Annotated in this window: 21 protein-coding genes and 2 pseudogenes; 10 read left to right on the top strand and 13 right to left on the bottom strand. The window is 70.1% G+C overall.

What is annotated here, in order from left to right:
* Positions 1-51 precede the first annotated feature (51 nt).
* The 3 genes from pssA to msrB are packed head-to-tail and all read right to left on the bottom strand — an operon-like array spanning position 52 to position 2,035.
* Entirely contained in the window at positions 52-924 is an 873-nt protein-coding gene (gene pssA, locus J4H86_RS00755) for a CDP-diacylglycerol--serine O-phosphatidyltransferase (protein ID WP_236541266.1), read from the bottom strand.
* Positions 911-1,561 carry a phosphatidylserine decarboxylase gene (locus tag J4H86_RS00760; RefSeq protein WP_236541267.1) on the bottom strand — a complete coding sequence of 217 codons (651 nt, stop codon included), beginning with the start codon at positions 1,559-1,561 and terminating at the stop codon, positions 911-913. The genes pssA and J4H86_RS00760 overlap by 14 nt, the downstream gene beginning before the upstream one ends.
* 54 nt (positions 1,562-1,615) lie before the next feature.
* A complete protein-coding gene (msrB, locus tag J4H86_RS00765) occupies positions 1,616-2,035 on the bottom strand; it encodes a peptide-methionine (R)-S-oxide reductase MsrB (protein WP_236541268.1) in 420 nt (139 codons plus the stop codon).
* 350 nt (positions 2,036-2,385) lie between these two features.
* Here msrB and J4H86_RS00770 point away from each other — a divergent pair, with 350 nt between their 5' ends.
* The gene (locus tag J4H86_RS00770) at positions 2,386-3,054 is read left to right on the top strand and encodes a hypothetical protein (protein ID WP_236541269.1); all 669 of its coding nucleotides are present in this window, start codon (positions 2,386-2,388) and stop codon (positions 3,052-3,054) included.
* Here J4H86_RS00770 and J4H86_RS00775 read toward each other — a convergent pair.
* The 6 genes from J4H86_RS00775 to J4H86_RS27335 form a co-directional block, all read right to left on the bottom strand.
* On the bottom strand, positions 3,024-3,794 hold the full coding sequence (locus J4H86_RS00775; RefSeq protein ID WP_394356431.1) for a pyrimidine reductase family protein: 771 nt from the start codon (positions 3,792-3,794) through the stop codon (positions 3,024-3,026). The genes J4H86_RS00770 and J4H86_RS00775 overlap by 31 nt on opposite strands.
* Before the next feature lie 506 nt (positions 3,795-4,300).
* A complete protein-coding gene (locus tag J4H86_RS00780) occupies positions 4,301-5,101 on the bottom strand; it encodes a sirohydrochlorin chelatase (protein ID WP_236541270.1) in 801 nt (266 codons plus the stop codon).
* A gap of 116 nt (positions 5,102-5,217) precedes the next feature.
* On the bottom strand, positions 5,218-5,910 hold the full coding sequence (locus J4H86_RS00785) for a phosphoadenylyl-sulfate reductase (RefSeq protein ID WP_236541271.1): 693 nt from the start codon (positions 5,908-5,910) through the stop codon (positions 5,218-5,220).
* Complete coding sequence (locus J4H86_RS00790; RefSeq protein ID WP_236541272.1) at positions 5,907-6,116, bottom strand: hypothetical protein; 210 nt, start codon at positions 6,114-6,116, stop codon at positions 5,907-5,909. The genes J4H86_RS00785 and J4H86_RS00790 overlap by 4 nt, the downstream gene beginning before the upstream one ends.
* 9 nt (positions 6,117-6,125) lie before the next feature.
* Positions 6,126-7,811, bottom strand: coding sequence for a nitrite/sulfite reductase (locus tag J4H86_RS00795; RefSeq protein WP_236541273.1), 1,686 nt, complete (start codon positions 7,809-7,811; stop codon positions 6,126-6,128).
* Positions 7,812-7,948: 137 nt separating this feature from the next.
* Positions 7,949-8,038, bottom strand: a complete 90-nt coding sequence (locus J4H86_RS27335) for a putative leader peptide (RefSeq protein WP_330932467.1) — start codon at positions 8,036-8,038, stop codon at positions 7,949-7,951.
* Positions 8,039-8,372: 334 nt separating this feature from the next.
* Between J4H86_RS27335 and J4H86_RS00800 the strand changes: the two are divergent.
* Positions 8,373-9,014, top strand: a pseudogene (locus tag J4H86_RS00800) (YihY/virulence factor BrkB family protein); the annotation flags it as partial.
* A gap of 336 nt (positions 9,015-9,350) precedes the next feature.
* Here the strand turns inward: J4H86_RS00800 and J4H86_RS00805 are convergent.
* A complete protein-coding gene (locus J4H86_RS00805; RefSeq protein WP_269134514.1) occupies positions 9,351-10,550 on the bottom strand; it encodes an MFS transporter in 1,200 nt (399 codons plus the stop codon).
* A 383-nt stretch (positions 10,551-10,933) separates the two neighbouring features.
* On the opposite strand from J4H86_RS00805, the gene J4H86_RS00810 reads away from it, so the two are divergent.
* Positions 10,934-12,208 (top strand): phosphoribosyltransferase family protein, encoded by a 1,275-nt coding sequence (locus tag J4H86_RS00810; protein ID WP_236541275.1) that lies wholly within the window; start codon positions 10,934-10,936, stop codon positions 12,206-12,208.
* Positions 12,209-12,394: 186 nt separating this feature from the next.
* Here J4H86_RS00810 and J4H86_RS00815 read toward each other — a convergent pair whose 3' ends face one another.
* A complete protein-coding gene (locus J4H86_RS00815; protein ID WP_269134515.1) occupies positions 12,395-12,694 on the bottom strand; it encodes a WhiB family transcriptional regulator in 300 nt (99 codons plus the stop codon).
* Positions 12,695-13,317: 623 nt separating this feature from the next.
* Here J4H86_RS00815 and J4H86_RS00820 point away from each other — a divergent pair.
* The 7 genes and pseudogenes from J4H86_RS00820 to J4H86_RS00850 all read left to right on the top strand — a co-directional run bounded on the left by J4H86_RS00820 (position 13,318) and on the right by J4H86_RS00850 (position 22,390).
* Positions 13,318-13,725 (top strand): YccF domain-containing protein, encoded by a 408-nt coding sequence (locus J4H86_RS00820; RefSeq protein WP_236541276.1) that lies wholly within the window; start codon positions 13,318-13,320, stop codon positions 13,723-13,725.
* 186 nt (positions 13,726-13,911) lie between these two features.
* Positions 13,912-15,162, top strand: a complete 1,251-nt coding sequence (locus tag J4H86_RS00825) for an AI-2E family transporter (RefSeq protein WP_236541277.1) — start codon at positions 13,912-13,914, stop codon at positions 15,160-15,162.
* Positions 15,163-15,277: 115 nt separating this feature from the next.
* Positions 15,278-16,873 (top strand): ABC-F family ATP-binding cassette domain-containing protein, encoded by a 1,596-nt coding sequence (locus J4H86_RS00830; RefSeq protein WP_236541278.1) that lies wholly within the window; start codon positions 15,278-15,280, stop codon positions 16,871-16,873.
* A 178-nt stretch (positions 16,874-17,051) separates the two neighbouring features.
* Positions 17,052-17,231: pseudogene (locus tag J4H86_RS00835) on the top strand (helix-turn-helix domain-containing protein); the annotation flags it as partial.
* A gap of 210 nt (positions 17,232-17,441) precedes the next feature.
* Positions 17,442-18,230 carry an enoyl-CoA hydratase/isomerase family protein gene (locus tag J4H86_RS00840; protein WP_236543849.1) on the top strand — a complete coding sequence of 263 codons (789 nt, stop codon included), beginning with the start codon at positions 17,442-17,444 and terminating at the stop codon, positions 18,228-18,230.
* Positions 18,231-18,424: 194 nt separating this feature from the next.
* Entirely contained in the window at positions 18,425-19,786 is a 1,362-nt protein-coding gene (locus J4H86_RS00845) for a DEAD/DEAH box helicase (RefSeq protein ID WP_236541279.1), read from the top strand.
* A 489-nt stretch (positions 19,787-20,275) separates the two neighbouring features.
* Positions 20,276-22,390: a HelD family protein gene (locus tag J4H86_RS00850; RefSeq protein ID WP_236541280.1), complete on the top strand. Its 2,115-nt coding sequence runs from the start codon at positions 20,276-20,278 to the stop codon at positions 22,388-22,390.
* A 54-nt stretch (positions 22,391-22,444) separates the two neighbouring features.
* Here the strand turns inward: J4H86_RS00850 and J4H86_RS00855 are convergent, their stop codons facing one another.
* Complete coding sequence (locus J4H86_RS00855) at positions 22,445-22,918, bottom strand: S26 family signal peptidase (RefSeq protein ID WP_236541281.1); 474 nt, start codon at positions 22,916-22,918, stop codon at positions 22,445-22,447.
* A 24-nt stretch (positions 22,919-22,942) separates the two neighbouring features.
* Entirely contained in the window at positions 22,943-23,551 is a 609-nt protein-coding gene (locus tag J4H86_RS00860; RefSeq protein ID WP_236541282.1) for a MauE/DoxX family redox-associated membrane protein, read from the bottom strand.
* Positions 23,552-23,557 lie beyond the last annotated feature (6 nt).

Raw genomic sequence — 23,557 nt, forward strand, 5'->3', positions numbered from 1 at the left:
GGAGCGCCGTGGGTCGGTGGTGCCCTCGGGCCGCCCGCGCTCGTCCTGTCCTCAGGCTGTCGCCGGGTCGGCCTCGGGGTCGTCGCCGGGGAACGGAGGGAGGTCGGCGGTGTCCTCGTCCTCGTCGTCCCTGGCGCCGTGCCTGCGGGTCACCACCACGTAGACGGGGACCGCGAGTAGGAGCAGAAGCACGAAACCGGCGCCGGAGTAGAGCAGGATCTCACCGAACGGGAAGTTCACCGCCCACGCCACGATGCAGACGATGCCGCCCAGGATCAGCGCGAACGACGCGAACGCGAGCCGACCCTTGGGTTTGGGGTACTCGATCCGGCTGACCATGAGCCAGGCGACGGCGAGGATCGCGACGGCGCCGACCAGCATCGGCGGGTCGAGCAGCACGATGACGATCACGGACATCGCGCCGAACGGGCTCGGCAGACCGATGAAGTAGTCGCTGCCCGGTGCCTGGGCCGAGAAACGCGCCAGGCGTACCACGACCGCGAGGAGAACGCCCGCGGCGGCGGCCACGGCGAATCCCCCCTGGATGCCGGCGCCGAGCGCGCCCCAGGTGACGACGAAGAACGCCGGAGCGAAGCCGAAACTGATCACGTCGGCCAGGTTGTCCAGTTCCGCGCCCATCCCGCTGCCGCCGAGCTTGCGCGCCACCCGGCCGTCGAAGAGGTCGAACGCGGTGGCGATCAGCAACAGCGCGACCGCCGCGGCGACTCCGCTGCGTTCCAACGGGCCGACCGACTCGGGAGAGAAGTGACTGACCTGGGCCGCGGCCAGGGCCCAGACCGCCATGAAACCGCACAGGGCGTTGCCGAGCGTGAGGTAGTCGGCGACGACGAGGCGCAGCGGAGCGTCCGGCGCCTCGCCGTTGTCCCCGCCCGCCTCGGCGTAGCCTTCCTCAGTCGAGGTCAAGTCGTGACTCTCCTGCCCACACCCGTTGGCCCACCGCGACCGCCGGCGTGACACCGGCGGGCAGGTACACGTCGACCCGTGACCCGAAGCGGATGAGTCCGATGCGTTCACCGCGCGCCACCTGACGTCGCGGCCGGTGGTAGGGAACGATGCGGCGGACCATCGCACCGGCGATCTGGACCACGGTGAGTTCGCCGATCTCGGTGTCGAAGGTCCACACCACCCGCTCATTGCGTTCGCTGTCCTTGTCGAACGCCGGCTTGAACCCGCCAGGGCGGTGCTCGACCGACACGACCCGCCCGGCGATGGGGGCACGGTTCACGTGGACGTTGAGCGGGTTCATGAACACCGCGATCCGGGTGCGCCCGTCGGGCCGCGCGTCCACACTCTGGACGACACCGTCGGCGGCGGACACCAGGCCACCACCCCGCGGATGGCGCTCGGGGTCGCGGAAGAACCACGCCATGGCCGCGGCGAGACCGACGAACGGCACCGCGAGCAGGGTGCGCCGCCGTGACCCGCGGCTGGCGCCGACGGCGGCGCCAGCCGCGATCACAGCGGGCACGAGCCACGGCGCGGAGCCGCGTGCCATACCGAAACGCGGCATAGGTGTGCTTGAGGGGACGTCGTCGCTCATCGAGTGCTTTCGCGGTTGGTGGGGGCGGATGTGCTTCTCGGGCCGGCCAGGATCCTAGGCCACGGAGTCTTCCTCCAGTGTCAAGGCTATGGAGTTGATGCAATAGCGGTCGTCGGTCGGCGTCGCGTATCCCTCGCCGTGGAAGACGTGGCCCAGGTGGGAGTCGCACCGGGCGCAGCGAACCTCTGTTCGCACCATGCCCATGGAGCTGTCCTCGTGCAGGGTCACGGCCTCACTCTCCGAGGGCTCGAAGAAACTCGGCCACCCACAGTGTGAGTCGAACTTGGTCTCGCTGCGGAACAGCTCGGCGCCGCAGGCACGGCATCGGTACACCCCGACCGTCGAGGTGGAGACGTAGTCGCCGCTCCACGGACGCTCCGTGGCCCCCTGCCGCAGGACGGCGTACTCCTGTGGCGCGAGCCGCGAGCGCCACTCCTCATCGGAACGAGAGATGGGATTCGACGTTTCATCCATGTATGAGACGCTACCGGTCTTCCTACGAATGTGCTTCGCCCCGCAACACGTTTCGCACCACCGAGGCCGACTCACATTGTCGCCCGCGCGACGTGCGCCACGACACGGGGGACCTCCAAGAGCGGTGTGATTCTCCTCGGACGTGTGACCCACCGTCGGGCGCGAATCGGGCGAGCCCCCCCGAAAGGCGGCGCCCGCGGTGGGTTCCGCATCCGGTCAGTCGAGCTCGTGCGGGAACCCATCAGTGATGACTACGCGGAGTCAATGAATGATGACCGATATGGCATGGTTTTTTCTTAACGACCGCGTTGCCCCGATCTGGGGTGGGGTAGGGGCCCAGAAGGAAGCCAATGCGGTTGGGGGCGGTGGAGTACAGGATGCTGGTGGCCTACCGGCAAGTGTTCCCGCGTCGATGGAGCGCGGTAAGGGACCGGACCAGAGACAACCGACTGAACCGACTGATCCGACAACTCTCGCGCCGGATACGTGGCAGCACGCACGCGGAGGGCGCGCCTTCCGACGACCAGACGGTGTCCTGGGGTCGGACGCTGTGGAACGCCTCCCGGACGACCATCCTGCGTGCCGCCCGCGCCGGGCGGGACAGCTCCGCCAGAGGGCGGGCCGTGGCCAGGTCGGCCGCCTCGACGATGACCCGTCTGGCGTCGAGGATCCGCCCACGGCCCCTGGGAGACGGCGCGGTCGTCGCCGTTCTGGGGGTGGTCACTCTGGCGATGCTGGCCGTGTCGCTCACCATGGCCTTCGTGCTCTCCGCCTGGCTGCGGACCTCGCCCGGCGACGTCCTGCTCGCCGCCGGTTCGGCCGTGACCGTCGGGATCCTGTTCATGGTGGTGATGTTCCTGGTGTTCGCGTCGAAGGATCGCACCGTGCGACGCGGACGGTCTTCCCACGTCGGCACCGAGATCGCCACTCGGGACGGCGCCGCCCGGACGCGTCGGGCGAGGCGGCCCCGCGCCAAGGACGATTCCGGTCAGTCCACAGGAGTCGCCGACGCGGCCTGAGGCCGAAGGTAGCGGAGGAAGAGAGCGTCCTCCGCGGTGAGGACCTCGGAGAGCGTGAGTCGATGTGTGGTGGTGGCCCCGCCGGAGAGAATGCGCGGCGCGTCACCGCCACACAGCGTCGGACTGAGCGTCAGGCACAGCTCGTCCACGACGTCCGCGGCGCTGAACTCCGCCAGGAGCCGCGGACCGCCCTCGCACAGGACACGGGACAAACCGAGCTCGGCGAGCGCGGCGACGGCCGCCGACGGTTCCACGTCCGTCTCGCCGGCCACCACCACATCGGCGTGACGCGCCATCTCCGCCCGGCGTTCCCGCGGGGCCCGCTCCGTGGTCAAAACGACGGTACGCGCGTCCTCCGGCGCGTCGCGCCACAGTTCGGGGTGGATATCCAGGCCGCGCGTGACCACCGCGATCCGTGGAGTCCGGGGACGTCCCGCACGCACTCCCGCCCATACCTCCCGAGGGCGCACCGGCCGATACCCCTCGGTCCGCGCCGTGGCGGCGCCCACCACCACGACGTCGCTCAACCCCCGCAGTGCGGCCAGCACCGCCCGGTCCGCCGCCGAGGAGAGTCCCCGCGACCGGCCCTCCGCGTCCCACGCGGCACCGTCCACGCTGGACACCATGTTCGCCCGCACCCACGGCCGATCGAGCCCCACGGGATAGGCGTACACGTCGGTGGGAGCGAGTCCCACCCCGGGCTGGGGTATGAGGCGCTGCAACGTCGGAGTGTCACTCACCCGAGTGAGCGTAGACCACGCGATCCCAGGACTCCCACGAAGGCCACGCCCCGCGCGGCTCACCGGTGTGTGTCCACCCGGTGTGTGTCCACGACCGAAGTGGGGAGAGAAGCTCCGGCCGAAACCACGCCATGGGCGTGCGTATCGCGACCCCTGTCGTTGGGCGTTCGGAGGACGTGCCTCCCGCGCACCGCCCTGTGGCGAGGTGTGGCGCCTCGGCGGGGTGCGTGGGCCCCGCAGAGCGGGGCGAGTACTCGCTCGGCCCGTCCGCTTGGCCACGCGACCTCTCCCGCCGCCGCGTGCCGGTCGGTCGCGACACCCCAACGAGAGTCAGTGGGGGGCGGGTTCGTCGGAGGCACCGCGCACCCCGATCGCGGAGCGGCTCGCGTGGGGATGGGTCGTTCCGGTCGCCGACGAGCGTTGGGGGTGATCCGGTCCCCGCGGTGACGGGGGTCGGGAACCAGCGAAAGCACGGCCACCGACGGCCACACGTGGCCTCAAGGCGATCAGTGGCCGTCGGCGAGAACGTCGAGCCTGCCGCCTCGACGGGTCGAGACCGTTTGTCGGTAGCGGTCGACGATGACGTCGGCGACGTGGGGATGCGCCCCCAGAGGGGCCGAGACGGCGTCGGCGGCGCCGAGGTCCGCCTCGTGGGCGATTCGGTCGGCGAAGACCCCGTCGGCGAGCAGGTAGCGCGCTACGGCGACGCGGCTCGCGCCGGCGCGGCGGCGGTCGCCGACGGCCTCCCGCGGAGTGGGGGAGGCCATGGAGGCGTGGGCGGCCACGACGCTGTGCCAGTGCCCGGGCGCCATGAGGGCGGCGGCGACACTCTCCACGGTGCGCAGCGCCTCCGGGTCGCTCGAGCCGGCTCCGGCCAGGACCACCGCGGTTCGTGGGTCGGGGAGCACCCCTACCTCCGCCAGGCGGTCGTTCACGGCCCGCTCGAGCAGGAAATGGGGACCAAGGGGGGCCGCGAGGCGGAGGTCCAACCACGGCCGGTCGGCGCGGACGCGCTCCAGGAGTCTGGGGAGGTCCACCTTGCTGTGGTAAGCCGCTGTCAACAACGTCGGCATCACCACGACCTCACCAGCGCCCCGGACGGCCAGACCGCGCGCGGCGGTCGCGGGGTCGGGCGCCTGGTGGTCGAGGTAGGAGACACGCACGGGGACATGGGGCAGGCGCTGTCGGACCTGAGCGAACAGGGTGGCGACGGTGTCCGCCGAGCGTGGGTCACGACTGCCGTGCGCGACGGCGAGGAGGGGAGGGGCCCCGTCGAGGGGTTCCCCTGTGGGTGGTCCGGCGGGCACGGGGCACCTCCGTGGACGGCCCTGGGGTCGCCAGGGCGGACGACGTCTGATCGGATGGGTGAGGCGCCGACGCGCGTGGACACCTCACCCCACCGTCTATCGGGACGGCCTCGTGTTCACCGGTGGATCCCACACTCCGTCTTGCCGGTACCGGACCACCGTCCGCTGCGCGGGTCGGCCCCCGCGGCGACCCGGGACGTACAGGGTTGGCAGCCGATCGACGGATAGCCGTCGTCACGCAGGGGATTGACCAGCACTCGGTGTTCGGCGACGTATTCGTCGACGTCGGCCTGGGACCAGTGCGCGATCGGGTTCACCTTCACCATCCTCCGACGCGCGTCCCACTCCACGACCTCGACGTCGGCCCGGGTCGCGGACTCCTCACGCCGGATCCCACTGATCCACGCCTCGTAGGGCCCAAGCGCGGCCCGCAGAGGTTCGACCTTGCGAAGATGGCAGCAGAGGCCCGGGTCGCGCCCGTGGAGTCGGGGGCCGAGGTCCCGATCCTGCTCGGCGACGGAACGACTCGGCCGCACGGATACCACGTTCACCGGGTACACGGCCGCGACCGCGTCCCGGGTTCCGATGGTTTCCGGGAAGTGGTACCCGGTGTCCAGGAACAGGACGTCGATCCCCGGGATCACGCGCGACACGATGTCGACCATGAGGGAGTCCGCCATCGACGCGGTCATGCAGACCCGGTCCCCAAAGGTGTCGGCGGCCCAACGCACGATCTCTCGCGTGTCGGCGCCGTCGAGCCGGGCCGCCGCCTTGGCGGCCAGATCCGCCCGGTCCAGTGTTGACGTCACCGCGATTCCTCCGTTCGGTGGTCGTGGGACTCGGTCACGCCGTTGAGGTCGGCGGCGCTGAGCCCCACGAACGAGACCCGGAAGACCCGCACGCAGGAACCGCACAGCCACGCGTAGCCCGCGCCGGTCCGCCCGTCGCCCTCGTGCGGGCGCAGGTCCTCGTCCCCGCAGTAGGGGCAGTAGAAAGGTGTGGCCCGTCCAGACATCGTCCCTCCTCAGGTGAGCTCCGCGTCGTCGGCGCGCGCGACCCAGGTCGCGAAGGCCTCGTCGTCGCCGCGTGCGTCGAGGAATCGGCGCAGCACGCGCTCCACGTAGTCGGGCAGGTCCTCCGACGTCGTCTTCAGCCCCCGCACCTTGCGGCCGAACGCCCGGTCGGGGCCCATTCCGCCGCCGAGGTGCACCTGGAAGCCCTCGACCTGTTCCCCCGCGTCGTTGGTCACGAGTTGGCCCTTGAGGCCGATGTCGGCGACCTGGATCCGCGCGCAGGAGTTGGGGCACCCGTTGACGTTGACGGTGATCGGTTCGGGGAAGTCGGGCAGCCGTCGCTCCAGCTCGTCGATCAGGCTCGCGCCCAACGCCTTGGTCTCCACGATGGCGAGCTTGCAGAACTCGATCCCGGTGCAGGCCATGGTGTGTCGTCGAAAGGAACTCGGGTGAACCTGGAGGTCCGCGGCCTCCAGCGCCTCGGTCACAGCGTCAACCCGCTCCTCGGGTACGTCGAGGATGACGAGTTTCTGGTCGGCCGTGGTCCGCACACGGTCGGACCCGTTCGCCTCGGCGATGTCGGCGATCGCGCTGAGCGTACCGCCGGAGACACGGCCCACCCGTGGCGCGAACCCCACGTAGTAGCGCCCGTCCCGCTGTCGGTGCACTCCGACGTGGTCGCGACGGGTGTCGGGCGCGAGCGGCGGCTCAGGCCCGTCGGGCAGGGAGTAGCCGAGGTACTCCTTCTCCAGCACCTCCCGGAACCGTGCGGCCCCCCAGTCCTTGATGAGGAACTTGATCCTGGCCCGGTGACGTAGCCTCCGATATCCGTAGTCCCGAAAGATGCCCGTCACCCCGGCCCACACCTCGGCCACCTGCTCGGGACGGACGAACGCCCCCAGCCGAACCGCGAACATGGGGTTCGTCGACAGCCCGCCACCGACGTGCAGGTCGAAACCCGGGGTCCCGTTCTCGTCCACCACACCGACGAAGGCGACGTCGTTGCACTCGTGGTTGGTGCAGTAGTGGGAACAGCCGCTGATCGACGTCTTGAACTTCCGGGGCAGGTTGGAGAAGGCCGGGGAACCGACGTGCTCCTCGTACACCTCGCGGATCTGGTCCGTGGCGTCCAGCACCTCGTCCTCGGCGACCCCAGCCAGCGGACACCCGAGGATCACGCGCGGGGTGTCGCCACACGCCTCGGTGGTCGACAGACCGACGGCCTCCAGCCGCTCCCAGATCGCCGGGACGTCCTCGATCCGCACCCAGTGCAGTTGGACGTTCTGCCGGTCGGTCACGTCCGCGGTGTCCCGGGCGTACAGTGTCGAGATCTCGCCGACCGCCCGCAACTGCGCCAGGCTCAACTGCCCGCCGTCGATTCGGACGCGCAACATGAAGTAGCGGTCGTCGAGCTCCTCCGGGGCCAGCACCGCCGTCTTGCCGCCGTCGATCCCCGGCGCGCGCTGCGTGTACAGACCGAACCACCGGAACCTGCCCCGCAGGTCGGCGGGGTCAATGGAGTCGAACCCGGACTTGGAGTAGACGTCGATGATTCGTTGGCGGACGTTGAGTCCGTCGTCGTTCTTCTTGTTCTCCTCGTTCTTGTTCAACGGTTCTCGATAGCCAAGCGCCCACTGGCCTTCGCCGCGGCGCGGCTTGTTCCGGGGTGAGCGACGTTCGGCCGATGCGGGAGGCATCGCGGCGGACCTCCGAGGTCACGGGGCGCGCCGTCCGGCACCGCCCCGGCCCAACACGTGGCTGGCCACTGACGAGGAGGAACACCGGTTGACACGCCCGACGAGCGGACGGGAGCGAGCAATGAATCGCTGGGGAACTAACCGGCGTTACGACAGAGAGCGCTGTGGACCCGCAGCAGATCCACGTGCCGACGGGCACGCAGCATCGGGTCCAAGACAGCGAACATGGTGTTGAGCATGACACGGCGCTCGGCGCGTTGTCCACCATCCGTGGCCAACCGGAGCGCGACAGCGAACCGCGGGCGACGCGTCCCCACGCGGCCGAGGTGCTGAATCCCGGAAGGTGATCAAGGCACTACCGTTGTTGACGTGTCTCTGTCGGACAGGTGGGAGCGGATCCAGGAGCGCGGTGCGCGCTTCGTCGCGAGCGTACGCGCCCGGTTCCCGCTGCTGGGCGACATCCTGCTGGTGGTCCTGCGCACGGTCAGGACCATCGGACGGATCCGTGTGATCGGCCTCGCCGCCGAGATCGCCTTCTTCTCCGTGCTGTCCCTGCCCGCCATGCTGCTCGGCATCATCGGCACGCTGGGTCACCTCACCTCCGTCATCGGGTCCGACACCGTCGACGAGGCCCGCTCCAGCCTCCTGGGCTTCGCGGCCGTCCTGCTCACCGCGGAGACCATCGACACCGTCGTGGAGCCCCTCATCGACGAGTTCCTGCGCGGCGCGCAGGGCGGCGTCATCTCCATGACATTCCTGGTGTCCCTCTGGTCGGGATCTCGGGCGATGAACGTCTTCATCAGTTCCATCACCACCTCCTACGGACTCACCGGCGTGCGCGGCTTCGTCCGCGAGCGTCTCACCGCGTTCGTCGCCTACCTCGGCGCGTTGATGTTCGCCCTCATCGTGCTGCCCCTGCTCGCGGTGGGTCCCGACGTCATCCGGTCCCTGCTGCCCGCCCTGGACGGCTACCTCACCCTGGGCTACTGGCCGGTCGTCACCCTCCTGTCCCTGTTCAGCCTCGTCATGCTCTACACAGTGAGCGTCCCGGTGCACCTACCGCCCTGGCGTCACCTACCCGGCGCCGTCCTCGCCGTGGCGATCTGGCTCCTGGGCTCGGTCGGTCTGCGGGCGTACCTGGGAGCATCCTTCGGCCAGGTCACGATCTACGGCTCGTTGTCGGCACCGATCGCGGTACTCGCGTGGTTCTGGGTCACGGCCATGGCGGTGTTGATCGGTTCCGCCCTCAACTCCGAGATCGACGCCATGTGGCCCACGGAGGCGACCGCGGCCGCCCGGGCCCGAATCGCCCAGGAGGAGCAGGCCCGGCTCACCCGACTGGTCGCACGACGCGAGGCCGCCGTGCGCTCACTGGAGACCGAGGAGGAGAACGAGGCGGAGGACGCCGCTCCCGAGCAGGTGGGGGAACGACCGGGCGGGGGAACGCCCGGAGCCGGGAACGGGACGTCGGGGACGCGGCCGGAGGAGCCACCGGACACCGGCTCGGGCGCCGAGACGACGCCGGAGCCGGCTCCGACCTCAGTTCCGCGGGCGCAGCGCGGAGGACAGGAAGAACGCGGCGACCGCACCGAGTGGAATGATGATCAGCCCGACACGCAGGCTCGACGCGTCGGCGATGAATCCAACCGCCGGTGGGAAGGCGAGGAAGCCGATCCGGGCGAGCCAGGCGACCGCGGTCACCCCGTCCCCGCTGCGCACCCCCGGCACGTTTCCGGCGGTGGACAGGGCGAGCGGGAACAGCGTCGCGACGCCCAACCCACAGAGGCCGAAACCGAGGACGGTCGTGAACTGGGTGGGCCACAGTAGCGCGACCCCCAGACCGAACGCCGCGACCAGGGTTCCGGCCCGCGCCACCGTCGCCGCCCCGAACCGGTCCGTCAGACGGTCACCGACCAAGCGGCCGGAGGTCATCAGCGCCTGGCAGGCCACGAACGGCATCCCCGCCACGAACGCCGAGGCGGCGAGTTCCGTGCGCATGTACACCGCGCCCCAGGACGGTGCGGAGTCCTCCACGGCGGCCGCGAGCATCAAGAGTGTGCCCAGGGCGAGAATCAGGCCGACGGCGCGGGGAGCTGGCCAGCGAGACGCGGAGGTCGGCGCCGGTCGGGAACCGGCCTCGGCCGCGCGCTCGGTGTCCTCGGCCCCGGAGAGGAGGCCGGGAACCGTGAGACACATCGCGAGGATGAGGAGTACGGCCGTCACGGAGGTGTGGACCACCATCGGCACGCCCAAGCCGACGGCCGTCGCCCCCAACAGGCCGCCGACGACCGCGAACACGCTCCACGTGGCGTGGAACGAGTTGATGATGCTGCGTCCGTAGCGACGCTGCACCCGTAGTCCGTGGGAGTTCATCGCGGAGTCGGCCCAGGCGTCGACACAGCCAAGCCCGAACAACGCGGCGGCGAACACCCACGCCGACGGCGCGATCGCGATGATCGGCAGCGCGATCGCGGTCAGCATCCCCGACCACACCGCGGTGGCGCCGCTGCCCAACCGCGCGATCAGCGGGCCGGCGAGCATTCCGGTGAGGATCGCCCCAAGCGGCATCGCCGCGATCGACGCCCCCAGGGCGGCGTTCGACAACTCCAGGGAGCTCTTGAGGGAGGGATACCACGGCACCACGCTCGCGTAGGTCATGGCGTTCACCGCGAACAACGCGGTGACCGAACGACGCGCGCGACGCGCGATCGGATCGGGTGCGGCAACCGTCGATGTCACTGGACACACTCCCCGTCGGGCGACAACTCGATGGATCCCGTCCGCCCCTGCCCGGCGCTCCGTGTTCGTGATGGTGGCTGTCGGGTCGTCGTGGCGCGCGACCCCGCCGATACTAGACGGAAACTCCCGAGGAACCCATACATTTCCCGACCGAGTTGCCGACCGACCGTGACAGCCGGTCGGAGCGGGCCTGGGCCGGGCATTCGCGTGGGGTGGGAGATTGGTAGCGACTTCGGTGTTGTGTGGCTCGAATGTCCGGGTATGGAGGTAGCACTCCGCTCAGGACTCGGAGCGACCGGCGGATGTCCGGCCGGAAGTCCAACGTCGGTGAGACCGGCGTGAGGAGCGATTGAACTGCCCGACGATCGACGCAGGGGGCGGCCGTGAACCCGACTCCGGTGTCCTTGCCGTTCGCCGACCGGGCTGAGGCCGGTCAGCGGCTGGCGGAACGTGTGCGTCCCCTGGCCGTGGTGGACCCGATCGTCGTCGCGCTGCCGCGCGGCGGGGTCGCCGTCGGTGCGGAGCTGGCGCGTGTCCTGCGAATTCCCCTGGACGTCCTCCTCGTCCGGAAGATCGGAGTTCCGGGCAACCCGGAGTACGGCGTCGGCGCGCTGACCGAGGACGGTCACGTGTCCTACGACGACGCCGCCCTCGCGCGACTGGGGCTGTCCCGCTCTGCGCTCGCCACCACGGTCATGGCCGAACGCGAGGAACTCCAGCGTCGGAGGGAGAGCTATCGGGGCGACCGCCAACCGCCCCGACTGTCCGGACGCGACGTCATCGTCGTCGACGACGGACTGGCGACCGGTGCCACCGCCCGTGCCGCCTTGGCCATGGCCCGCCGGCAGCGGCCCGCCCGGCTGTCGCTCGCGGTTCCCGTCGGGAACCTCGCCGCGGTCGACGACCTCCGAGACCAGGTCGACCGGCTCGTCGTACTCACCGCTCCCGCCAACTTCCGCGCGGTGGGCGAGTGGTACCAGGACTTCACACAGCTCTCGGACTCCTTCGTGCGGTCCGTGCTCGCTGAGCTCACCCCCTCGGACCAGGCGGGATCGGGGGGACGGCCCGTGCGCATCCGGGTCGGCGAGACCGACATCGAGGCCGACTACGCCGCTCCCGCCCACAGGGTCGGCACGGTCGTCGTCGCGGTGGACCGGGACCGTACCTCCGCGCAGTACCGCGCCTTGGCCGGCGCCCTCCGCCGGGACGGTCTCGCGACCCTGGCGCTGGACCTGGGACCGGAGGCGACGGACGACGCGTCCGAACCGAGCGCGGAGCAGCGACTGGGCGCCGCGGTGCGCTGGTCGCGACAGGCCACGAACGACGATCCGGTGGGACTGTGCGGAGTGGGGACCGGGGCGGACGCCGTGCTGCGGGCGGCGGGGGAACTCCCCGACGACGTGGGAGCCGTGGTCACCTGTGGGGGACGACTGGACATCGCCGAGTCGGTACTGGGACGCGTACACGCCCCGACGCTGGCCCTGGTCGAGAGCGAGGACTCGTTCGTGCGGGAGCTCGCGGAGTGGGCGGCGGCGCACACGGGGGCGCGGCACGAGGTGCGGGAGATCGCGGGTGTGGACCGCCTGCTGACGGACCCGGGGGCGTGGGAGGAGGTCGGAACGGCGGCCGCGGAATGGTTCCGGCGTGCCCTCGGCTAGCGCGACGGGAGCCGGGTCCGCTCGGAGGCGGACGCGCGTGCCGGCGGACGCGGGCGGGGCAAAAAGGTGACGCCCTCGATCGTCGCGATCGGGGCGTCACCGGGTGCGGCCGACTGACCGCGATGCGGGGACTGTGAACCAGCCATGGTCACCGCCGTCTTTCTGCCCCTACGGGGCGGTCGCGGTTCATGCGGCGTTGGCGCGGCGCATGCGACGGCGACGCTCCGAGGCGCGCTCGTCCTCGTTCAAGCCACCCCACGTGCCGTACTTCTCGGGGCGGGAGATCGCATAGTCAAGGCATTCGACGCGTACCGGGCACTGAGCGCAGACGTCCTTGGCCTTACGCTCCCGGATCTCGCGCTCGGGCTGCCGCTCGCCGTCGGGCCCGAAGAAGAGCACGAGGTCCTCACCCCGACACGCGGCGGCATCCTGCCACCCCCAGCTCGGGCGGGGGCGCAGCGTGGCCTGCCGGCGTACCTGGGACATTGTTGAACCACCTCTACTGGAATCACTAGTAAACTTGGACACGAAGGTTCGGTCAGGCAGGACTGCGTTTCGCAGCGTGAGATTGCCCGCACGGACCAAACGCCGAGGGAAGCCTCGGTGTTCCCGGATGTGGTTGAAACCACGGCGATACTGTCCCGCCGGAACCGGCGTGCACACTCACGCGAAGGCCCTGGGGGCGGTGAACGCCATCCCTGCGAGCCGGTACGTCATCATGCCATCTCACCCCTCGATCGTGCACGGGGGGTCGGCGAATTGCTCATAGAACTGTTACCGAAAACAGGTTTGACAGCAGCCTCCTGGGGGATCTGCCCTGTTTTGTCGATTTGGTCCGCGTGGCGCGTCGCGCCCCACCGCCCTCATCCGGTAGAGGGAGTCCCACGGATGCGGGAGCTCGTCCAAGTTCCCTGTGTCCCCGCGTTGCGTCGCGGCGACGCTACCCGGACACTGGTGGGCACGGCGTCACTCTGTGGCACGGCGACATGGCGGATCGGGAACCACGGACGGCTCGCGTCCGTCCCACCTCAAGAGTGGCGGGACGGAGTCGACGGCGTATTCCGGGACTACGTCCGTCAGGGAAGTACCAACGACAAGAAGGGCCCATCGTGGCGCTGTTGCGGCTGATCCTGAACGTGATCTGGCTGGTGATGTCCGGCATCTGGTTGGCGCTGGGTTACGCCCTCGCCGGGATCATCTGTTGCGTTCTGATCGTCACCATCCCGTTCGGACTGGCGTCCTTCCGGATGGCGAACTACGCGCTCTGGCCCTTCGGCCGTACCGTCGTACGGCGCGACCGCGCGGGTGGGGTCCAGACGGTGGGCAACGTCATCTGGATCATCGTCGCCGGATGGTGGTTGACCATCGGACACATCACCACGGCGGCCGCCCTCGCCGTCACCATCATCGGTATCCCTATGGCTTGGGCGTCACTGAAGATGATCCCGGTCGCGCTCGCCCCCTTCGGCAACGAGATCGTTCCCAGCGGCACGCGTCGGGAGCCCTGGCAGATCTAGCGCGTTCCGTCGCGCGCCCCCAAAGACAGGTGTGCGGCGGGCACATCAACGCTAGAGTCGCACCGCGTCGGTCGCGGTGTGGCCGCGTCGTCGACGCGGAGAACCAAGGAGTCGAGGAGGAAACCCGTGCGCTGGAGGCTTCCGAGCGGATGGTCACTGCCACGTTGGCGGGCACGGACGACCACCGTGAGCGCGCCGCCTCCCCCTCCTCCGCCGCCGGAGCCAGAGCCCCCGGAAGAGGACGACCTGCTCAAGCGGGCGAGCGACACCGCGTGGCGGCTGCTCATCGTGGGCGCGGTGGGAGCCATCATCCTGTGGGGGCTGACCTACATCAGCACCGCCGTCATCCCGGTCGTTCTGGCCGTGTTCCTGACCGCGCTGATGCAGCCGATGGCGACCGCGCTGCGCGCGCGGGGCATGGGCCGCGGCCCCTCGACCGCGATCACGTTCCTCGGTTCGCTCGTCCTGTTCGGTCTGGTCGTCTACTTCATCGTCGACCGGGCGGTGGCCGGCGCGGGCGACCTTGTCGACCCGGTCAGCGAGTTCCTCACCGAGGTGCAGAGCTGGTTGCGGGGGCTGGGGCTCGACGCCGAGCTCGTCAACAACTTCCTCAACGAGGCACAGAACGAGGTACAGAACTTCGTCCAGAACAACCTCCAGGAGAACGCGCGCGTCCTCGCCGAGGGTTTCTGGACCGGCACCGTCGCCGTGGGCCAGGTCCTGTTCGCCATCGTGCTGCTGATGGTGTTGACCATCTACTTCCTGCACTCAGGTGACCACCTGATGAAGTGGATCGGATCGCTGTTCCCCGGCCACACCCGACGCGTGCTCTTCTCCTCCAGCAAGGTCGCCTACGAGGTGATGGGCCGCTACGTCCGGGGCGTGGCCCTGGTCGGTCTCTTCGACGCCATCGGGATCGGGCTGTTGCTGGTGGTGCTGTCCTTCTTCGGTCAGTTGCCCTTCAACCTCGCCCTGCCCCTGATCGTGCTGACCTTCATCGGCGCGTTCCTTCCCGTGATCGGGGCGTTCGCCACCGGTGCCCTCGCCACCATCGTCGTGTTGGTCACGAGCGGCCAACTGTGGATCGGGCTGCTGACACTCGCCTGGGTGATCTTCATCCAGCAGTTGGAGAGCAACCTCTTCGCCCCGCGCGTCTACGGGCGCGCCCTGGACCTTCCCTCCGCGGTCGTCCTGCTGGGAATCACGGTCGGTGCGATCGTGGGCAACCTCGTGGGCATGTTCCTGGCCACGCCGATCGTCGCCGTGGCCGCCGCGTTGCTGCGCAACCGGCCCGGAGCCCGAGCCGAGGAGCACGCGTCCGACACTGGGGCCCGGTCGCCGGAGACGGAACCGGTGGGGGAGACCGCGTCGACGACCAGGGGCAAGCCGGAGTCCCCGCGGGCCGAGGGAGGATCGTCGCCGACCACGGGCGGCTGACGACGATCGGTCACCGGGGACGGGAACAGTAAACAGCTTGGGCGGTGTTGAGGCTACGGGTACGCTGAAACACCGTCACCGCGCACACCCCTTTCTCGATTGAGGCTGTCTCACCATGCTCTCCGCCACTGACCTGGAACTTCGTGTGGGCGCCCGGCTGCTGCTGGAGCCCACCAGCTTCAGCCTCGGCTCCGGGGAGCGGGTCGGCCTGGTCGGGCGCAACGGTGCCGGCAAGACGACCCTGATGAAGGTCCTCGCCGGCGAGGGCGCCGCCACCGCGGGCACCGCCGTGGCTCGCGGCAGCGTGGGCTACCTGCCGCAGGATCCGCGCACCGGCGACCTGGAGATCCTGGCGATGGACCGTGTCCTCTCCGCGCGCGGTATCGACGACGTTCGCCGCCGGATGCGCAAGGCCGAGAGCGAGATGGAGAGCGAGGACCCCGCGATCCGGGACCGCGGGGTGCGCAACTACGCGAAGTACGAGGAGCGGCTGCACGTCCTGGGCGGATACTCCGCCGAGGCCGAGGCCGCGACCATCACCGCGAACCTGGGGCTGGAGAACCGCATCCTGGCCCAACCGCTGTCGACGCTGTCGGGCGGTCAGCGGCGCCGCGTGGAGCTGGCGAGGATCCTGTTCTCCCGCGCCGACACCCTGCTGCTCGACGAACCGACCAACCACCTTGACGGGGACTCGATCACCTGGCTGCGCACGTTCCTTCGCTCGCACCAGGGCGGTCTGATCGTCATCAGCCACGATGTCGACCTCGTGGAGCACGTAGTGAACAAGGTCTTCTATCTCGACGCCAACCGCTCCGTGATCGACGTCTACAACATGGGGTGGAAGGCGTATCTGGAACAGCGGGACGCCGACGAGCGGCGCCGCCGCCGTGAGCGCGCCAACGCGGAGAAACAAGCCTCCGTGTTGAAGGAACAGGCGGAACGTTTCGGCGCCAAGGCCACCAAGGCGCGGGCCGCGAAACAGATGCAGCGTCGAGCGGAGAAGCTCCTGGACGGTGCCGGCCAGGAACGGGCCCAGGACCAGGTGGCCCGACTGCGGCTGCCGGCTCCGGCACCGTGTGGCCGGGTGCCGCTCACCGCCAACGGCCTGACCAAGAACTACGGGTCTCTGGAGGTGTTCGCCGGGGTCGACCTGGCGATCGACCGCGGCGCCCGCGTGGTGGTGCTCGGTCTCAACGGAGCCGGGAAGACCACGCTGCTGCGGTTGCTCTCCGGCGTGGAGACGCCGGAGGCCGGAGAGGTCGTCCCCGGACACGGGCTCAAGTTGGGCTACTACGCCCAGGAGCACGAGACCCTGGACGAGGAGTCCACGGTGCTGGGCAACATGATGAGTTCGGCACCCGACCTACCCGAGGTCGAGGCTCGGCGCACCCTGGGCTCTTTCCTCTTCACCGGGGACGACGTGCACAAGCCCGCCTCGGTGCTGTCCGGTGGAGAGAAGACACGGTTGGCGTTGGCGGCGCTCGTGGTCTCCAGCGCCAACGTGTTGCTGCTGGACGAGCCCACCAACAACCTCGACCCAGCGAGCCGGGAGGAGATCCTGGCCGCCCTACGGGAGTACGAGGGCGCGATCGTCCTGGTGACGCACGAGGGTGCCGTCGAGGCGTTGCGGCCGGAGCGAGTCATCATGCTCCCGGACGGGACCGAGGACTACTGGAGTCCGGACCTCGCCGAGCTCATCACCCTCGCCTGAGTCCCGCCCCTTCTCGTCGCGCCGATCCGGCTACGTCGGGTATTTGCGTCTAAACCAGGCATTTTGGTGCATCTGGGTGTCGAACGTTATTTCGGTCCGTAATCCGTTCGGGCCGAAATAGCCCTCCGTATTCGGATCGCGCGGATTTTCGCGGCGACGGGTGGCGACCTCCTCTCCGATGTCTGATCATGGGCTGTGTTCTGGCGCAAATACCGAGGAGGTACTCGTGATCGAGACCTTGGCAAAGGGCACACGAGTGACGGGAAGTGAACGCTCCCAGCTCGCGACCGAGCTGCGGCGGCGGTATGACGAGGGAGAGAGCATACGTTCCCTCGCCGCGGCGACGGGCCGTTCCTACGGCTTCATTCACCGCATCCTGATCGAGTCAGGGGGCCAACCTGCGCGGTCGCGGGGGCGCGACCCGTCGCTCGATCGACTAGGTCGTTCGCGGCCCCGCGAGGGGCCGCACCGTGGTGGGTGTCAGCAGAGGTCCCCTCGACCGACGCCCACCACGTTCGTTCCCAGGAGGGCTCGCCGCGTGACCGCGCACGGTGTAGGGTCCGTGGCCATGGATTTCGACCTCGAATCAGCCGGACTCCGACTCCACGTCGACGACGCGGCCGCCCGTGTCACGCTCGACCGGCCCGAGCGTCGTAACGCCATGACCCCCCGCATGTGGCGGGCATTGGCCCATATCGGCCACACCCTTCCGCCCACTGTCCGAATTGTTGTGTTTGAAGGCGCGGGAAAGAGCTTCTCCACCGGACTCGACCTCTCCGTCCTGGAGGGGGCGGACGAGGACGGGAGGGAACTGGTCGCCGCCGCGAGCGCGGACACTCCCGAGAACCGCGCCCGGTTGGACGCCATGATCGCCGGATTCCAGGAGGGTTTCACGTGGTTGCGCCGCCCGGACATCGTGTCCATCGCGGCGGTCCACGGGCACGCCCTCGGGGCCGGGTTCCAGTTGGCGTTGTCGTGTGACATTCGCGTCCTCGCCGAGGACGCCACGATGTCCATGCGTGAAGCCGCGCTGGGGCTCGTCCCCGACCTGACGGGTACCAAGCCACTCGTGGAGCGCGTGGGGTTGTCGCGTGCCATCGAGCTATGCCTGACGGCGCGCAACGTCGGCGCGCGTGAGGCGGAGCGGCTCGGACTGGCGGAGATCGTGGTGGACGGCCCTGATCTGGCCGGCACCGTCGACGACCTCGTGGCCGCGCTGCTGGCCACTCCCGCGCCGGCCGCGTCGGCGACCAAGCGGCTCCTGATGGACGCCGCTGGGAACACCCTGTCGCGACAGTCGGAGGCGGAACGGTTGGCTCAGGTTCACCGGTTGCTCGCCCTGTTCGCCAACGAGTGAAGTACCCTGTTCGAGGCGGCTGACCAGTTTTGCGCGCATTCGGCGCCTCTAGCCGTCGGACATCGCCGGCCCCCCGCGGGCCCGATGCGGTGTAGCCACGGCGCGTTCTCGTCAGGCCCCTTCACGTGCGCCGCACGGCCGCGAGTCTCTCTTCGAACGCCGCCGGCACGGACACGAGGAAGGGTCGACGTCACTTGACGCAATCATCACGCACGGGGTTCGGAGCACTCGGTCTCCCCGACCGGCTGGTCGACCGGCTGGCCGACAACGGCGTCACCGAACCCTTCCCCATCCAGGCGAGCACCATTCCAGACGTGTTGGCCGGGCGGGACGTGTTGGGTCGAGGGCGAACCGGATCGGGGAAGACACTCGCGTTCGGGCTGCCTCTCCTCGCGCGCCTCTCCGCGGACGGCGCGCGGCGGCCGCGTCCGGGACGTCCGCGCGCGCTCATCCTCGTCCCCACCCGGGAACTGGCACACCAGGTTCGCGACGCTTTGATCCCCTACGCGCGCGTCGTGGGGTTGTGGGTCGCCGACGTGGTCGGCGGAGCTCCCTACGTACGTCAGATCAACGAGCTGCGGCGCGGGGTCGACGTCCTGGTGGCGACCCCGGGCCGTCTCAGCGACCTCATCTCCCAACGCGCGTGCTCGCTCACGGACGTGACCACCTCCGTGCTGGACGAGGCGGACCAGATGTGCGACATGGGGTTCCTGCCCCAGGTCAGTGAGTTGATCGGGCAGATTCCCTCGGGCCGGCAGACCCTACTGTTCTCCGCCACCCTCGACGGCGACGTCGACACCCTGGTCGCTCGCTACCTCAGCGATCCGGTCGAGCACGCGGTGGACCCGGCCGTCTCCCGGGTCGCCACCATGGAACACCACATGCTGAAGGTGCTGCCACGCGACAAGAACACCCTGATCGACCAGATCGCTTCCCGTGAGGGCCGCACCCTGTTGTTCGCCCGGAGCCGGCACCGCGCCGACGCCATCGCCGAGGGCCTGGCCCGTGCGGGCGTGCCCTCCGCCGCCCTCCACGCGGGCAAGTCGCAGAGTGTCCGGGCCCGGACACTGGCGAAGTTCCGAGACGGCACGCTCCACGCCCTGGTCGCCACCGACGTCGCGGCGCGCGGTATCCACATCGACGGCATCGACCTCGTCGTCAACGTGGACCTGCCCAACGGGCACAAGGACTACCTGCACCGCGGAGGTCGCACCGCCCGAGCGGGGGAGTCGGGCCGTGTGGTCACCCTCGTGCAGCCCAACCAACGTCGCCGCGCCCGCCGCCTCATGGACGACGCCGGTGTGGACGCCAGATGGCACCTGGTCAACCCCGGGGACGCTCTGCTGACCACGGTCACCGGCGCACGGGCTCCCAGCTACGTCCCCTGGGTCGAACCCCCGGAACCCGAGCGTCCCAGCCGCGGACGCGGCGGTCCACGCTCCCAACGCCACGGAGCCCCGCGACGCGGGGGTCGACGGTACGGCCAGAACGAGGATCGCCGCGGAAACCGCGGTCCCCGACACGGCGGCCGACGGGGAACGGGCCAGACGGCCTGACCCGCGCGAGACCCGGATCCGTGTGCGGCGAGGCGAATCCGCCCGCGCCGGCGCCACCTGTGCGGATGAGAGGCCCCGGCCCCGCCCGTGGGGGGGGGCCGGCGCGTGTGTCCACCACCGTGGCAGGGCCCACCTGCCGTGCCCGTGGTACTCCCGACTCTGAGCGGCTGGGGTATGGCGGCTGGGGTGGGGCCCGAACGATCCGGGCGGCAGTCGCCACGAGAGCCCACGCCCGACGAATGGGCGCACCCGAGGGTCCGTGTGGGGTGTTGACGACCGCCCGGGCGCGGACCCAGGGAGCGCGGTGGCGACCGGACGCCGTGTGGCGGCGTTTGCGTTACCCGCATGGCGTGAGTAACATCAGCTCTTCGTCTGGCGGCAGGGTACTGCTGCGCGGTCGGTCGCAACGAACCGGACGGCTTTCCGGGGCGGGACCTCATCCCCGCCGCCGTTACCGGTCCCGCGTTCCGAAAGCCGAGTCGCGTCGCCATGTCCTCAGGAATCGACCCCGAAATCCACGCCGAGCGAGAGTTCCTCGCCCACGCCCGTGCCTCGCTGCGTTGGCGGCAGCGCGACGTCTCCGTTACGCCGTCCGTGCAGGACAGCTCGGAGGACGCCGACTACACCGTCGTCAACCGGCTCCTGCGGTGGGATCGGGAACGCTACGCCGAAGCCCTCGCCGACCTGCCCGACGTGCCGCTGTTCTTCGGGCGGATGGACTACCCTGCCGGAACCGTCTTCGAGGACGACGGCGCGGACCGGCCCACGCCGACACGCACCCTCGACGCCGACCGTGTGTACGTGGGGCGTCGCCACGTTCGGGGCAGTGACGGAGACCCACTGGTCATCGACTGGCGCGCTCCGATCTCGGTGTCCTTCTACCGAGCGACGCCCGAGTCCCCCCACGGTGCCCGAGCACGCCGGCGCTACGGCTTCGAGTCGGGGACCCTGACGGCCTACGAGGACGAGTGGCTGCACACCCAGGCCGCGGGGCACGACAGCGAGCTCCTCGCGACCCAGATCGAACGTCCCCGCTCCGGGCCGATGCGCGACATCGTGGCCACCATCCAACCGGAACAGGACGACCTCGTGCGCGCCCCCGTCCGGCCCGCCCTGTGCGTCCAGGGAGCGCCGGGAACCGGGAAGACGGCGGTGGGGCTGCATCGCATCGCCTACCTCCTGTTCAACCTGCGCGACCAGCTCCGACAGGACGGCGGCGTCGTCATCCTGGGACCCAACCGCGCGTTCCTGTCCTACATCCGCAACGTGCTGCCCGCACTGGGCGAGGTCGGCGTCCGGCAGACCACGGTCGAGGAACTCATCGCCCGGGCGCCGGTGCGGCGGGAGGAGCGGGTCGACGCCGCCCGGGTGAAGGGCGACGCCCGCATGGCGGAGGTCATCCGGCGGGCCCTGTGGGGGACCGTCGCGCCAGTGGAGGAAACCGTGGTGGTGGAGTGGGGATCGCGTCGGCTGCGGATCCCCCCGGAGGAGTCGGCCCGAGCGGTGGCCGAGCTCACCGCGCTGGGTACCGGGTACGGCTCGGGGCCCACCCGCCTCACCCACCGGTTGGCCAACGTGGTGATGCGGCGGTTGGAGGAGCGGGGGGAGTCCTGCGACGCGCGAACCCAGACGGCGTTGCGGCGAGACAAGGCGCTGAAGGCGGCGGTGCGCCGAATGTGGCCCAAGGTCGACCCTGTTCGACTCGTGTACCGCCTCCTGACCGACCCCGGGGCGCTCGCCGCCGCGGCCGACGGTGTCCTGACCCCCGAGGAACAGGACACGCTGCTGGGTGCCCCCCTCGGGCGTGGACCCCGCTCGGCGCGGTGGTCGGTCCAGGACCTGGCCCTGATCGACGAGGCGCACTGCCTGATCGAACGCCCCGACACCATCGGGCACATCGTGATCGACGAGGCGCAGGACCTCAGCCCGATGCAGAGCCGCGCCGTCGGTCGGCGGTGCAACCGTGGGTCGGTCACCGTGCTGGGCGACGTGGCGCAGGGCACGAGTCCGTGGGCGATCAACGACTGGGACGAACTGCTCGCCCACCTGGACCAGCCCGACGCCCACCTCGCGGTCCTCGACAAGGGATTCCGCGTCCCCGCGCAGATCATCGCGCTGGCCGCCCGTCTGTTGCCCCACATCGCCCCGGGTCTTGGCGCCCCCACTGGAGTTCGCCGGGCGCAGGGAGCGCTGACCATCACCGGAACCGAGGAGCACCGCCGCCTGGACACCCTGCTCGACACCTGCCGCTCCGCCCTCGAGGAGGACGGCGCGGTCGGCGTGATCGTGCCCGACGACGACATCGCGGACGTCACCGTCCGGCTGGCCACCGCGGACCTGCCGCACGCGGTGGTCGGACGCGACGAGGAGGCGATGGAGCGTTCCCGCCTCGTCTGTGTCCCCGCGACCCTGGCCAAGGGTCTGGAGTTCGATCACGTCATCGTGGTCGAACCCGCCCGCATCGTCGCCGCGGAGCATCGCGGGCTGCACCGCCTCTACGTGGTCCTGACCCGAGCGGTCAGTGCCCTGCACATCATCCACGCCGAGCCCCTGCCCGAGGCCCTCGTGGCGGAGGAGCGCCCCACCGGGACCGGCGGCGGGTAGTCCGGTGTCCGCTTCCGGGGCGGCGGAAGGAGCGCCCGGGGGCGAGGGCGGGCCTCAACCCATGCGGCGGCGGACCGTGCCGAGGCAGTGCCTGGCGTGGATGAGACCGTAGTGGCGGGAGTCGATGCTCGCGTCGGCGTTGTCGCCGCGCAGCGCGACCATCCCCTCGGGCACGTGACTCCGGTCGGAGATCACGTCGTCGGGGACCGGATCGCCGGCGACGGCGGCGACGCGTTTGATCAGGCGTCCGTGCACGGTGGTGGTCGTGGGTGTCTCGACGTGTCGGTCGGGTCCGCCCAGGGAGGCGACGTCCACCTCGATACGCGGTAGGTCGACCACGACGACGGTGTCGCGCGTCGGGGCTCCGTGCCGACGGTTCCGGAGGGCGAGGAGCCGTTCGCCGTCGTGGTAGGTCGGGGCCATGCTGGATCCGTGCACGGTGACGACGAGATATCGCCGTCGGGCCCACAGCACCCCGCCGATCAACGCGACCACCAGCGACGTCACCACAACGGCGATAAAGGACATGACCCTCCTCGTTCTCGTGGGACCTCAGCCCCGACGTCGTAGCGCCGGCACGGGTGTCCGTCGCCGCGTGGTCTGTCGCGTCGTGTCCCCGACCGTGCCCGATACGGGCCGGAATAGCTCGGCGAGATCGTCCAAGGCGATGACCAGTACCGCGAACAGGACCCCGACCGCGGCCGCGACACCGACGGACGGTGTGGCCGTAACCACCGTCGGCGACGCCACCGCGCCGAGCGTGGCCGTGGCGAGGAGTAGGAACGCGTTTCGCACGATGTGCCGCGGGGCGAATGCCGCTCCGCGGTGCCCGAAACACGCGCAACGCGCCTCGTCGCCACGGAGTACGGCGCGCGCCGCGACCACGGTGAACACCGCCATCAGCGTGAACGACACCGCCGCCGCGCCACGCGAGATCCACACCGACGGACCGAACAGCGCGACCACGAGGGCTACGGCCGCGAAGGCCTCCACAGCCGGCACCAGCCACACCGGCGCCCGGGTCGCCCGGGAGCGCAAGAGCCCCAGAGCGACCAGCGAGTCGGTGAAACCGCTCAGGTCGCGCAGCTTGCCGACGGCTGACGAGACGAACACCGTCGCCAGCAGCGCGGTCGCGGCCACCGCGAGGACGTCGCTCTCCATGGGTCA

The sequence above is a fragment of the Spiractinospora alimapuensis genome (assembly GCF_018437505.1).
GTDB lineage: Bacteria > Actinomycetota > Actinomycetes > Streptosporangiales > Streptosporangiaceae > Spiractinospora > Spiractinospora alimapuensis.

Excerpts from the sequence above, each read along its gene's own strand:
- J4H86_RS00795 (WP_236541273.1), bottom strand. The coding sequence starts at position 7,811 with ATGCCTCCCGCATCGGCCGAACGTCGCTCACCCCGGAACAAGCCGCGC.
- J4H86_RS00855 (WP_236541281.1), bottom strand. The coding sequence starts at position 22,918 with ATGTCCTTTATCGCCGTTGTGGTGACGTCGCTGGTGGTCGCGTTGATC.
- J4H86_RS00770 (WP_236541269.1), top strand. The coding sequence starts at position 2,386 with ATGCGGTTGGGGGCGGTGGAGTACAGGATGCTGGTGGCCTACCGGCAA.
- J4H86_RS27335 (WP_330932467.1), bottom strand. The coding sequence starts at position 8,038 with ATGTTCGCTGTCTTGGACCCGATGCTGCGTGCCCGTCGGCACGTGGAT.
- J4H86_RS00815 (WP_269134515.1), bottom strand. The coding sequence starts at position 12,694 with ATGTCCCAGGTACGCCGGCAGGCCACGCTGCGCCCCCGCCCGAGCTGG.
- J4H86_RS00860 (WP_236541282.1), bottom strand. The coding sequence starts at position 23,551 with ATGGAGAGCGACGTCCTCGCGGTGGCCGCGACCGCGCTGCTGGCGACG.
- J4H86_RS00760 (WP_236541267.1), bottom strand. The coding sequence starts at position 1,561 with ATGAGCGACGACGTCCCCTCAAGCACACCTATGCCGCGTTTCGGTATG.
- J4H86_RS00850 (WP_236541280.1), top strand. The coding sequence starts at position 20,276 with ATGTCCTCAGGAATCGACCCCGAAATCCACGCCGAGCGAGAGTTCCTC.
- J4H86_RS00840 (WP_236543849.1), top strand. The coding sequence starts at position 17,442 with ATGGATTTCGACCTCGAATCAGCCGGACTCCGACTCCACGTCGACGAC.
- J4H86_RS00830 (WP_236541278.1), top strand. The coding sequence starts at position 15,278 with ATGCTCTCCGCCACTGACCTGGAACTTCGTGTGGGCGCCCGGCTGCTG.
- J4H86_RS00790 (WP_236541272.1), bottom strand. The coding sequence starts at position 6,116 with ATGTCTGGACGGGCCACACCTTTCTACTGCCCCTACTGCGGGGACGAG.
- msrB (WP_236541268.1), bottom strand. The coding sequence starts at position 2,035 with ATGGATGAAACGTCGAATCCCATCTCTCGTTCCGATGAGGAGTGGCGC.